Origin of the sequence: uncultured Blautia sp., from assembly GCF_902497045.1 — a bacterium.
Taxonomy (GTDB): domain Bacteria; phylum Bacillota; class Clostridia; order Lachnospirales; family Lachnospiraceae; genus Blautia_A.
The window spans coordinates 1-11,174 of record NZ_CABVDF010000080.1 but is presented as its reverse complement, the minus strand read 5'-3'; the positions used below and the strand labels follow the sequence as shown (position 1 = coordinate 11,174).

15 protein-coding genes and 1 pseudogene are annotated in these 11,174 nt (G+C 42.3%); 15 read left to right on the top strand and 1 reads right to left on the bottom strand.

Features of this window, described 5'->3' with window-relative positions; translation table 11 throughout:
• The 8 genes and pseudogenes from RDS42_RS07645 to RDS42_RS07610 all read left to right on the top strand — a co-directional run.
• Positions 1–508 (top strand): annotated as a pseudogene (locus RDS42_RS07645) (restriction endonuclease subunit R); the annotation flags it as partial.
• Positions 501–2,183: a recombinase family protein gene (locus RDS42_RS07640; protein WP_308783122.1), complete on the top strand. Its 1,683-nt coding sequence runs from the start codon at positions 501–503 to the stop codon at positions 2,181–2,183. The pseudogene RDS42_RS07645 and the gene RDS42_RS07640, both read left to right, overlap by 8 nt.
• A gap of 252 nt (positions 2,184–2,435) precedes the next feature.
• A complete protein-coding gene (locus RDS42_RS07635; RefSeq protein ID WP_308783121.1) occupies positions 2,436–2,651 on the top strand; it encodes a hypothetical protein in 216 nt (71 codons plus the stop codon).
• Entirely contained in the window at positions 2,648–3,418 is a 771-nt protein-coding gene (locus RDS42_RS07630; protein ID WP_308783120.1) for a ParB/RepB/Spo0J family partition protein, read from the top strand. The genes RDS42_RS07635 and RDS42_RS07630 overlap by 4 nt, the downstream gene beginning before the upstream one ends.
• Before the next feature lie 90 nt (positions 3,419–3,508).
• Positions 3,509–3,856 (top strand): TnpV protein, encoded by a 348-nt coding sequence (locus RDS42_RS07625; RefSeq protein ID WP_308783123.1) that lies wholly within the window; start codon positions 3,509–3,511, stop codon positions 3,854–3,856.
• A 139-nt stretch (positions 3,857–3,995) separates the two neighbouring features.
• The gene (locus tag RDS42_RS07620; RefSeq protein WP_308783119.1) at positions 3,996–4,310 is read left to right on the top strand and encodes a helix-turn-helix domain-containing protein; all 315 of its coding nucleotides are present in this window, start codon (positions 3,996–3,998) and stop codon (positions 4,308–4,310) included.
• A 474-nt stretch (positions 4,311–4,784) separates the two neighbouring features.
• Positions 4,785–5,624 (top strand): ParM/StbA family protein, encoded by an 840-nt coding sequence (locus RDS42_RS07615; RefSeq protein WP_308783118.1) that lies wholly within the window; start codon positions 4,785–4,787, stop codon positions 5,622–5,624.
• The gene (locus tag RDS42_RS07610) at positions 5,621–6,079 is read left to right on the top strand and encodes a hypothetical protein (protein ID WP_308783117.1); all 459 of its coding nucleotides are present in this window, start codon (positions 5,621–5,623) and stop codon (positions 6,077–6,079) included. Before RDS42_RS07615 ends, RDS42_RS07610 begins: the two co-directional genes overlap by 4 nt.
• 207 nt (positions 6,080–6,286) lie before the next feature.
• On the opposite strand, the gene RDS42_RS07605 is transcribed toward RDS42_RS07610, so the two are convergent.
• Positions 6,287–6,448: a hypothetical protein gene (locus RDS42_RS07605; RefSeq protein ID WP_308783116.1), complete on the bottom strand. Its 162-nt coding sequence runs from the start codon at positions 6,446–6,448 to the stop codon at positions 6,287–6,289.
• Between the two features lie 189 nt (positions 6,449–6,637).
• Here RDS42_RS07605 and mobC point away from each other — a divergent pair, with 189 nt between their 5' ends.
• The 7 genes from mobC to RDS42_RS07570 all read left to right on the top strand — a co-directional run bounded on the left by mobC (position 6,638) and on the right by RDS42_RS07570 (position 11,121).
• The gene (gene mobC / locus RDS42_RS07600) at positions 6,638–7,018 is read left to right on the top strand and encodes a plasmid mobilization relaxosome protein MobC (protein ID WP_308783115.1); all 381 of its coding nucleotides are present in this window, start codon (positions 6,638–6,640) and stop codon (positions 7,016–7,018) included.
• Positions 6,967–8,121: a relaxase/mobilization nuclease domain-containing protein gene (locus RDS42_RS07595; protein ID WP_308783114.1), complete on the top strand. Its 1,155-nt coding sequence runs from the start codon at positions 6,967–6,969 to the stop codon at positions 8,119–8,121. The genes mobC and RDS42_RS07595 overlap by 52 nt, the downstream gene beginning before the upstream one ends.
• Positions 8,122–8,164: 43 nt before the next feature.
• Positions 8,165–8,701 (top strand): DUF6040 family protein, encoded by a 537-nt coding sequence (locus RDS42_RS07590; protein ID WP_308783113.1) that lies wholly within the window; start codon positions 8,165–8,167, stop codon positions 8,699–8,701.
• Between the two features lie 174 nt (positions 8,702–8,875).
• Positions 8,876–9,103, top strand: a complete 228-nt coding sequence (locus RDS42_RS07585; protein WP_308783112.1) for a hypothetical protein — start codon at positions 8,876–8,878, stop codon at positions 9,101–9,103.
• Positions 9,104–9,210: 107 nt separating this feature from the next.
• Entirely contained in the window at positions 9,211–9,567 is a 357-nt protein-coding gene (locus RDS42_RS07580; RefSeq protein ID WP_308783111.1) for a dihydropteridine reductase, read from the top strand.
• 15 nt (positions 9,568–9,582) lie between these two features.
• Positions 9,583–10,152, top strand: a complete 570-nt coding sequence (locus tag RDS42_RS07575) for a TetR/AcrR family transcriptional regulator (RefSeq protein ID WP_308783110.1) — start codon at positions 9,583–9,585, stop codon at positions 10,150–10,152.
• Positions 10,153–10,164: 12 nt separating this feature from the next.
• A complete protein-coding gene (locus RDS42_RS07570; RefSeq protein ID WP_308783109.1) occupies positions 10,165–11,121 on the top strand; it encodes a zinc-binding dehydrogenase in 957 nt (318 codons plus the stop codon).
• Positions 11,122–11,174 lie beyond the last annotated feature (53 nt).

Here is an 11,174-nt window from a genome sequence, read left to right as displayed (position 1 = left end):
GAGAACATATAGGAAGATGGGATTTTCAATCTGGACGCAAGAGTTGCATTCTAAACAAATAATAAATGCAATATTTGATTCTGTAAATTATACCGAAAAATTTGAGCAAGATATTGTAGAGTCTGAAAAAATGGTGGTAATTTCCAGTCCGGATATCAGACAAGATAAAATTGACAGATTTTTATTACTAATCAAGAAGAGACAGGAAGTAGGGGTAAAGGTCACAGTTATTACAACAGATCCGGAAGATATTACTTACGGAAAGTCGGATGTATGTTATGAATTAATCAGAATAATGCAATTGGTAGGAATAAATGTGATAACAAGAACAGAAGTAGAAGAATGCTTTGCCGTTATTGATGATGAAATAGTATGGCATGGTGGGATGAATCTTCTAGGAAAAGCAGATGTCTGGGATAACTTAATGCGTATCAGAAATCCACAAGTTGCAACGGAATTGTTGGAAATTGCGTTGGGATGTTCTGAGGAGAGGAGGAAAAGTGAATAAAAAGATTAAATGCGATATATATACCAGAGTATCCACAACCATGCAGGTGGATGGCTACAGTCTGGATGCTCAAAAAGAAAAACTCAAGAGATATGCGGAATTTCAGAATATGGAAATCGTAAATGAGTATTCCGATGAAGGTAAGTCTGGAAAGAGCGTAGAGGGCAGACCGGAATTTCAGAGAATGTTGGATAATATTGAGAATGGCACAGATGAGGTGCAGTTTGTACTAGTGTTCAAGCTTTCCAGATTTGGTCGTAATGCGGCAGATGTTTTAAATTCTTTGCAGAGGATGCAGGATTTTGGAGTGAATCTGATCTGTGTTGAAGATGGAATTGACAGCTCAAAAGATAGTGGAAAGCTGATGATTTCTGTTCTGTCTGCGGTGGCAGAGATTGAACGAGAGAATATCCTTGTTCAGACAATGGAGGGACGTAAGCAGAAAGCCAGGGAAGGAAAATGGAACGGTGGATTTGCTCCATATGGCTATGAATTGGTAAATGGAGAATTGCAGATTGCAGAGGACGAAGCAGAGATTATTCGTCTGATCTATGACAAATTTATTCATACCAATATGGGAATCTCTGCGATTGCTGCATGGCTGAACCAGCATGGATATAAAAAGAAAAAACGACAGAATAATACACTGGACGCATTTGCCGCATCATTTATAAAAGGCGTTCTGGATAATCCGGTATACTGTGGAAAGCTGGCTTATGGACGAAGGAAAAACGAGAAAGTTTCTGGTACAAGAAATGAATATCGCATTGTAAAGCAGGAAAATTATATGCTGCACGATGGTATCCATGAAGGGATTGTTTCAGAAACAGACTGGGAGCTGGCTCATCAAAAACGGGAAAAAACAGGTGTGAAATATGAAAAGACACATAGTCTCGATCATGAGCATATTTTATCCGGAATATTGAGATGCCCGTTATGTGGAAGCGGTATGTATGGGAACGTGAACCGAAAGAAAAAGAAAGACGGAACCTTATATAAGGATTATTTCTATTATGCCTGCAAACATCGTCGCCTGGTAGATGGTCATAAATGTGGATATCGTAAACAATGGAGCGAAGAGAAGATTAACAATGCCGTGGAAGAAGTTATTCGGAAACTAGTGAAGAATCCTAAATTTGAAGAAGCAATTCTGAATAAAATCGGCTCAAGAATAGATACAGAAGAAATAGAAAAAGAGATTGAAGGACTGGAAAAACAGCACCGACAACTGACCGGAGCAAAAGCAAGACTTGGACAGCAGATGGACAGTCTGGATATCATGGATAAATTCTATGAGAAGAAATATCAGGATATGGAGACTAGGTTATACCGTTTGTATGATGAGATTGAAGGCGTGGAGAACAGTATAGAAGAAGTCAAGAACCGCCTGCTGAATATCCGGCAACAGAAAATATCAGAAGAAAACGTCTATCAATTTCTTTTATATTTTGATAAACTATATGATAAGTTCACCGACCTGGAGAAGAAAGAATTTCTTAACAGTTTTGTAGAACAGGTGGACATTTACGAGCAGGAGCAGCCAGATGGCAGATTCCTGAAGCACATAAAGTTCCGTTTTCCGGTATATTTTGGAGACAGGGAAACACAGGAACTTTGTTGGGACAACGAAAGTACCGTTGAGACGGTATGTTGTCTATATCGGGCGAATTCGTAGAAGTCCTTAGTTTTAGGCACTTTGCGAGGTATATGAGTTTTGCACCGACAGGCAATCAGGGACGAAAAAAGCAGATTATGGACGGTATCGAGGTGTCGGCAGTTCTGCACGTGGTATGAGTGGACATATGAATCTTGATGTAATATTTCTAACTGAATATTTGAGATAAGAGCCGAAAGGACGCTTGTTTTCAGGATTTTTCTGAAAGGTAAGCGTCCTTTTCTTATATTCAGAATCAGGAGGAAAAGTGAAATGACAAAAAAGAAAGTGATGTGTTCATCAGTAAGTGTCGATTCGGGTGCAGGTATTGGAATGGTGAAAATCGAAGAATTACATGATTTTAAAGGACATTCGTTTAAGGTGGAACGAAATCAGGAACTTTTTGAACTGCGTAGGAGCATAGAGCAGGAGGGTATCTTAGTGCCGCTTCTGATTCGAAAAATCCAAATGGAGAAGGATATGAAGTGATAGCAGGGCATCGAAGAAAAGAAGCTGCTATTTGGGCTGATATCGAAGAAGTCCCAGCTATCATCTGCAACATGGATAATGACCAGTCGGTCATTGCGATGATCGACAGTAACCTGCAAAGAGAAAAAATTCTGCCCAGCGAGAAAGCGTTTGCGTACAAAATGCGATTACAGGCAATGAATCGGCAGGGAAAGCGAAAAGATCAGACATCGGACCCATTGGAACCGAAGTTTGCGGAGGAGCTGGCTGAGGTAACTGCATTGGAAGCAGAGGTATCGGAGCAGGGAAAAATTACGATACAAAAAACAAAATCTGCAGAGGGGTATCGAAGTAATGAGCAACTGGCGAAAATAGTCGGGGAGAGTGTCACGCAAATCAAGCGATACATCCGGCTGACAAATCTGATACCAAAGCTTCTGGATATGGTTGACAGGGAAGAACTTGCAATACGTTCAGCAGTGGAACTTTCTTTTCTGACCGAGGAAGAACAGTATGAGCTTCATGCAGTGATGGATCTGGAGCAATGTGTCCCGAATCTGTCACAGGCAAACCGATTAAAACGGATGAGCCAGCAGGGGAATCTGGATGTAGACGAAATATACGAAGTTTTGCAGGAAATGAAGCCGAACCAGAGGGAGCAGATTAAGATACCCCTTGAAAGGGTCAGCAGATATTTCCCATCAGATTATACCCCGGCGCAGCAGACAGAACTGATAGAAAAACTGCTGAAAGGCTGGGCGCAGAAAAATCTCAAATCCAGAGGATAATGCCAGAATGACAGGAAACTCGTTAATAATGAAATGTATGAGAAAAGGAGTGCAAAAGCTATGAACAGAGAAAAAAGTTTATTTGAACAGATGGGCGGAACGTACCGTCAGGTTGGAGATTATCTGATTCCAAACATTGTCTTAAAATCTGAAACACAGACAGAGCAGATTGGTAAGTATGGATTTCTTCGGAGAAGCTATCTCAAAGAACACTGCAGGGCGAGGTATCAGAGTCTGCTTTTGCAGGAGAAACTGGGAGAGCATTTACTCGAGGTAGACAGAATTGCAAGGGAACGGGAGGAGGTGATTTTGAAACTGTTGGAAGTATCAGATTCATTGCCGGATAAGGCGGCAGGTCAGATGGCATGGGTTCAGGTGACGAACCGACATAAAGCGATTGCCGAGGAAATCATTCTGGCGGAGCTGATTTATGTGTAATGGATTAGATGATTCGCAGAATTGCAAGAGAAAGCCCTGAGGCAGGGTGGATTATGAAAAATAGAATATGGAATAAAATGGAAGGTGCAGGCAGTGATGTTTGCATCTTTTTCTTTACCAAAGAAAGAGGTGAAGCAATATGTCACAGGTGTTTAGAGTTGAGAAAACAAAGAATTTTACGGTTATGTGTAATCATCACATGAAGGATAAGACACTGACGTTAAAGGCGAAAGGACTTCTATCTGTGATGCTCAGTCTGCCGGATAACTGGAATTATAACGTAAAAGGGCTTGCAACCCTCAGCAGGGACGGCATTGATTCGGTGAGATCGGCATTAAAGGAGCTGGAACATCAGGGATATGTAGAGAGACACAGGCTGCGTGATGAAAACGGATGCTATACGGATACCGAATATATTGTCCGTGAAGTGCCGCTTGGATCAATGCAGGAGTAGGGACACAAACCATTTGTAGACCTGCCTTCAAATAATTGGAAGCCCGGACAGCAAAAATGTTGCATTCCAGAAGTCCCATTTATGCACGTCTGGAATTCCAATATGGGAACTTCAGCAGTCAGGATAAGCCAACGACGGAAAATCCAGTATTGGTGAATCCGACACTATAAAGTATTTATGGGATGAAATACTAAGCAATCAATTATCTATCTATAAAATATCTTATCGTATCAATCACTTATTTTTGAGTGAGACTGATGAGAATAAGACGGATGTGATGGATAAAATGGAACCGGCTCTTTAGAAAAATTGAACTCGGTCAAATCTGACCGGGTTGGATTTGTAACTAAAAAATAATCACAAACAGAAAGATGAGGAACACTATATGAAGATGATGAGAAGAAATGGAACAGCAAATGAAAGCGTTATGGTTATGGGAATATCAAGACCGCAAATACCTGTTTCCGGACAGGTGTGACCAGATACGAAAAGGAACCAACCTTCCAGAACAACCTTCTGATCTATGATGGGATTTACTATCAGATCGGAGAGGAACACAAGGAGTTTCTGGCGGAAAAGATGATGGATGATGATTATTACATCCTGACACTTGCTGCCATTGCCCGAGAACTGCATATTGCCGGGATTTACCGGGCAAAGGTACATTTGGCGGCTGGACTTCCGCTGACATGGGTAGGTGAGCAGAAAGAGGCATTCAGAGCGTATCTTTTGCAGCATGAGAGTGTAGATTTTACATTCCGAGGCAAACAGTTTCATGTAGAATTTGCGGGAGCAGATATCTTTCTGCAGGGGTTTGCTGCGGTGGCAGAGAAACTCCGGGATTTTAAAGGTGTCAATATGCTTGCGGATATCGGGAATGGAACCATGAACATCATGTATATCAATGATTGCCGCCCGGTGGAAAAGAAATGCTATACCGAGAAATACGGCACAAATCAGTGTATTCTGGCGGTCAGGGAAAGTATGCTGAAGCAGCTTGGTACAGTAGCGGATGATCTGGTGGTTGAGCAGATGATCCGGCACGGAACAGCGGATATTGGAGAAAGGTATCTGTATGTGATTCAGGAAGCAGCCAGGAAATATACCGCAGAGATTTTTCGGAAGCTCCGGGAACATGAGTATAATCCGGAACTGATGCGACTGTATGTAGTTGGCGGGGGTGGCTGTATGCTTGAGAACTTTGGCCAGTATGAGAAGGGTAGAGTGACGGTGATCAATGATATCTGTGCTACAGCAAAAGGCTATGAGATGCTGGCAGCCAGAAAACTGCGTAAGAACGGAGGAGTGTCATGAGAAAGGAACGGAAAATCATCAATACGAATATCCGGCTGAACCTGTTAGAGGAATCAGATCGGAAAGCGTGGGAACACCTGCAAAACATGGATCGGAAAGAATACAAATCCTACAGCAGAGCCGTAGTTGCAGCACTCAATGATTATTTTGACCGGAAGGAGAAACTGGAGGAGGATCCCTATCTGGAAACAAGGGAAAAGGAAGATGTCTTTCTGGACAGCCTGCTTTCCAAATTTGAGAAACAGCTGGAAAATGCAGTGCCGCTTATGATTGCAGAGCATATGTTCCAGCTCTTGCAGCATATGCCAAGAGGAGTGGATTCAGAAAATACCGGGAAATGGGATTATGAAAAAGAAAACGATAATCTTCAGGCTAATCAGGCTTGGGAGATGCAGAAACAGCAGGAGATTGAAGAAGCGGAAGACGCAGCGTTGGATTTTGCCGACAGCTTTTAAGACTGCCAGAAATTTGCAACGAATAGCATGATAGAAAGAAAATGACAGTAAAAATACTGGTAACAGCAGTGTGCAGAACCGGGACAGGAGCGGTCAAAGACATTGCTGTTATTTTTTTGCAGATTAGCAGTAAGCGGAGGAAACTGCAGGAAAAAAGAAAATTAGCAGCAGTGCAGGAAGTATAAAGCAGCATTGCTCCTGATCCTGTCATCCGATACCGGTATTCTCTTTCATGTGGAGAAGCCGCTTTCGCATTACCGGCAAAGCCGCAATGCCAAAAACCACTATCATCCCGGGCGAGGATACCATGGATTTTCCGAAGCGTGACCGGCAGGAAAAGAACTGCTCCCACGGAGCACTTCCATTCACGCCGGACACACATCTCCAAATCCCCTGGACGTTGTGGCGGATGATAGGCAAGTTTCGCAAAGTGGCAAGCCACATTGCACCAGACACACCTGCGGTGGTCTTAAACTTGCCAGGGTCTGCGCCCCTTGGAACCCGCTAATCGTCCGGATACGGACATGTTTAAAAGCAAAAAAGAAAGGACAAAAGCCTATGAGAAAACGAAACCACGCAGTTACCATCCGGCTGAATGATGTCGAATACGGACTGCTCCAAAAGAAAGTAGCAGAATCCGGTCAGACACAGCAGGCAGTGCTAATCGCTGCTATTCAGGAAACAAAGCTGGTACCGGCCGAAGGAATCGAAGAACTGAAGATCATGAACCGACATCTGGCAGAACTGATTCGTCAGATACGGGGCATGGCAACCAATCTGAATCAGTTGGCACATCAGGCAAATGCCTCCGGAAGAATTCCGGTATTATATGAGTTGGAACAGATGCACACGGAAATAAACAACCAGAGAAAGGAGAGTGAAAGTCTATGGCAATCAATAAGACAGTCAATAAGTCAACAAAGACCCACGGGGCAATGAGAAACTGTCTGGAATATGTCCTGAGAACAGATAAGACAAATGAACAGCTGGTATATGTTACCGGCCCTTATGACAAGGAGGGCATAGATTACGATCAGGTCTACCGGTCCTTCCTGGAAGAAAAACGCATATGGGATAAGGATTCCGGACGGATGTATGCCCACAACATCATCTCCTGGCATAAAGATGAAGCCATCACGCCGGAACAGGCATTTGAGTTTGGAAAAGAATTTGCAGAAAACTGGTTTCAGGGCTTTCAGACGGTGGTGGCAGTGCATAAGGACAAAGAACATATTCATTGCCATCTGGTCACCAATACCGTCAGTTTCGAGGATGGGCGCAGGCTGCATAACACCAGAAAAGATCTGGAGCGTATGAAAGAACTGACCAACCGAATGTGTAAGGAACGGGACTTATCCGTGGCAGAGAAAGGCAGGCATTTTAATGGAACTCCTATGGAAAACGGAACGCTGACGGCATGGAGCAAAGACAAATATAACCTGATCCAAAACGAAAAGGCAAAAAGCTATCTCACGGAATGTGCCATCGCATTTATTAAGGCGATCAAAGGGTGTTTTAGCAAAGAAGAATTTATCAGGCGAATGGAAAAATCCGGATGGAAGGTGAACTGGAGTGACAGGCGCAAGCACATCACTTTCCAGAATGAGCAGGGACAAAAGGTGCGGGATAGCAACCTCTCCAAAACCTTCCGTCTGGACATCAGTAAGGAGGCAATCTTAAATGAATGTAATCGAGAAAGCAAACGAAGAACAGAAGAACAATATGCAGGAGCAGCAGCCGAAGATACCACAATCGCTGCAGGTGCATACGACAGCAGCCGAAGAGTATCTGAGAAAACAATTGGAGATGAGCTTCTTGAACAGGCAAGAACTGCGAACCGAGCTACAGAAAGTCTTGTCAGGGAATCAGAAACTGACCGAAGAAAATCAAAATCTGAGACAAGAATTATCCGAGGTGCAGAGAATCAATCGATTGCTGACGAGCAACAACGACGCCTTGCGCAGCAACAACGGTTTGATGCAGAGAAAAGAGCAAGAGAGCTTAATCGCAGAAGTAAAAGACGTTCGGGCCCGGAACTGTAAATTGGAGTAGCTGGTAAACATGTCCTGCGTGGAAGCGGTGAGAGTGGCAGAAGAAAAAAGCAAAAATGCCATCCAAAGGGCAAAAGGGAGGGAGCGTGATGCAGAGCAGAAGGTATGGAAGATACAGAAAAATGCCGACAAAAGAATCCAGAGCATGACTGCCAAAACCAGAGAGATTCAGGAAAAAGCACAACCCCGGGAAATGATATGGGCAGTTGGTATGATTGTGACGCTGTCGCTTGGAATGGTGAAAAACCACTCCCTGCTTATGGACTTGGAGGAAGCGTTGTTGCTTCCTCTGAACCTGTGGAATGCACTGGTGACTTATACGGGCCGGGCAGCTATTTTCATTGCACTTACAGGCACAGTAGTTTTAGGGATTGCAGGTATAGAGATCCTCAAAGCAGTGAAGAAAACATGGAGTCATCTATACCTGTTTTATCTCATACTGTCGATGGCAATTACAACAGCGATGGGAGATCTGATAAAAAGCTATATACCACTGAATCAGGTATTGATTTGGATGCTTCTGTTTCTTCTGCTCTGGCTGATCAATCGGCAGATTAGCCATAGGATATGAATGTTCAAAACACGGAATATGGGGTGAAATATACAAATCAGGAATCGACAAAATGGATAAATTGCTGAAAATTATTTTGCCTATGAAAAAACGCTTACGAATAATTTGCTAAAAGGATAAAATATAATCATAAATTTTCGTATCGTAGGAATGCGAAGAACAGGAGAACTGCGTATGAAAGAATATGAAGTGATGAAAGAAATTATCAATGCGTGCGGCGGAAGCCGAGGAGCAGACAGGAGTATTGAAGAGATTGAAGTGAATTCCCTGCAGGAGTATATTCAAAAAAAACATCCGACGGATTATCAGAATGTGAAATCTGGACATCTTGAAAATGGAGATGTCATCATTACCCTGCAGGGAACAGATATTACTTACCGGTATGTTTTTACAGAAATATAAAGAACTCTTACTTTTGAAATCGACATAAATTGACAGCGGTGTTGTTCAATTTAATAAAGCCTACCCGTATAATTAAGGTACAAAATAACTATACGGAGGTATTTGGAATGAACACAGATAAGATTTATGCAGAGGCAATCGCAAATGAATATGCACCGAAGAAGACGTCCAAGGTCATAGCACTCAAAAAACTTGATAGAAAGGCAAAACTTCCGGCGGAAGTTTTTGCTTATTCTCTAGGCATAGCAGCATCATTGATATTAGGTGCAGGAATGTGTCTGTCTATGAAAGTAATCGGCAATGGAAGTACGTTTTCATTTGTGATAGGTATTATTATCGGAATGATCGGTCTTGCAGGGGTAGGTATTAACTATCCGATTTACAGAAAAATAAGAGAAAATGGCAAACAGAAGTACGCATCAGATATTATGATGCTGGCAAATGAAATCAGCACAGAAGAGTAACGGAAGGGTGGTATTATGAATAAATCAGAAAGTAAATATTATAATACCGCCGTGTTAATGGATCAGGCTTTACTTGAAAAGAAAGATTATGATTTTATAACCATCAAAGAGATTTGTGAAAAAGCAGGAGTCAATCGCTCAACCTTTTATCTTCATTATGAGAGCATAGGAGATTTGCTGGAAGAGAGTCTTACTTATGTAATGGAACATATGAAAAGCTATTTTGATGCGGACAAGAGGATCACGAAGGAGCGAATTGAAACCTGTTCTCTGGAGGAACTGGTTCTGGTTACAGAGGAGTATCTTGTTCCTTATCTGGAATTTGTAAAAGAAAACCAGAAGATTTTCAGAACTGCAATTTCACAGCCTTCTGCGTTAAAGGTAAATGATATATTTGTAAAAATGAGTGCAGAAGTATTTGCACCAATTATGAGGCGTTTTGGTTTTACAGAAACAGAAGGGAAATACCGTTTGTCATTTTACGTAAATGGTATATTTTCGGTGGTTTCAGAATGGGTAAAGTCAGGATGCAGGGAAGATACGCAGTACATATTTGAGGTTATGGCAAAATGCATGAAACGATAGGAGGAGCGGAATTTGAAAGCGGCATTATATCAAGGTGTACATAAGATAGAAGTTGCTGAGCTGCCAAATTATGAATGTGGTGATGACGCAATTATTTTAGAAAATATATATTCCAGTATTTGCGGAACCGATGTGGCAGTTTACAATCACGGACTGGGATTGGGACATCGCATAACAGTTGGCGGAGAATTTGGACACGAAACAGTTTGTAGAGTATCGGAAGTCGGAAAAAATGTGAAAGATGTAAAAGTCGGTGACAGGGTATATCCTTATCCGATTCTTGTTACCGGAGATAGAAAAAGAGCCGGAACAATCGGTGCTTTTTCTGAATATATTTACTGTCCGAATCCGGTGTGGGAAGAATCCATATATCATGTAGATGATAAGATCTCCGATAAGGTGGCGGCACTTATTGAACCTTTTACAGTGGGATGCAGGGCTGCCAGAAGGGGAAATCCGCAGGCTGGCGAAAAAGCCGTTGTGTTTGGTGCCGGAACGATAGGAATTGCTGCAGCAATTTCACTTAAGTATTTTGGCTGCAGTCAGGTCGTTATTTGCGATTATTCTGATTTTAGATTGGATATTTGTAAACAGATTGGATTTGAAGTTTATAATAATAAGGATGATGTAGCATTAGAAGGCTTAACCGGAATTCTGGGAAGTTGCATGGGTGTAAATGGAGATGCTATTGATTGTGATATATGGATTGATGCGGCAGGTGCTGACACTGTGCTGGAAGCATATGAGCAATCGGGAAAATACAACAGCCGAATGGTGCTTGTAGCGGTTGGAACGAGCCGAAGAGAGGTTGATATCCTGGGACTTACCTTTGGTCAGAAATCCATAACTGGAAGTGGCGGATATACGCAACAGGACGTAAAAGACGTCATGGAGATTATGAAGTCCGGGAAGTGGGATATTGAGAAATTGATTACAGATGAATATAAATTAACTCGTTGTGCTAGATAAATAAAGAAACTTCAACAAAATGTGCTATCCTATTTGTAGGCATACAAATTCGA

Excerpts from the sequence above, each read along its gene's own strand:
- RDS42_RS07595 (WP_308783114.1), top strand. The coding sequence starts at position 6,967 with ATGGCAATCAATAAGACAGTCAATAAGTCAACAAAGACCCACGGGGCA.
- mobC (WP_308783115.1), top strand. The coding sequence starts at position 6,638 with ATGAGAAAACGAAACCACGCAGTTACCATCCGGCTGAATGATGTCGAA.
- RDS42_RS07620 (WP_308783119.1), top strand. The coding sequence starts at position 3,996 with ATGTCACAGGTGTTTAGAGTTGAGAAAACAAAGAATTTTACGGTTATG.
- RDS42_RS07585 (WP_308783112.1), top strand. The coding sequence starts at position 8,876 with ATGAAAGAATATGAAGTGATGAAAGAAATTATCAATGCGTGCGGCGGA.
- RDS42_RS07610 (WP_308783117.1), top strand. The coding sequence starts at position 5,621 with ATGAGAAAGGAACGGAAAATCATCAATACGAATATCCGGCTGAACCTG.
- RDS42_RS07580 (WP_308783111.1), top strand. The coding sequence starts at position 9,211 with ATGAACACAGATAAGATTTATGCAGAGGCAATCGCAAATGAATATGCA.
- RDS42_RS07635 (WP_308783121.1), top strand. The coding sequence starts at position 2,436 with ATGACAAAAAAGAAAGTGATGTGTTCATCAGTAAGTGTCGATTCGGGT.
- RDS42_RS07575 (WP_308783110.1), top strand. The coding sequence starts at position 9,583 with ATGAATAAATCAGAAAGTAAATATTATAATACCGCCGTGTTAATGGAT.
- RDS42_RS07625 (WP_308783123.1), top strand. The coding sequence starts at position 3,509 with ATGGGCGGAACGTACCGTCAGGTTGGAGATTATCTGATTCCAAACATT.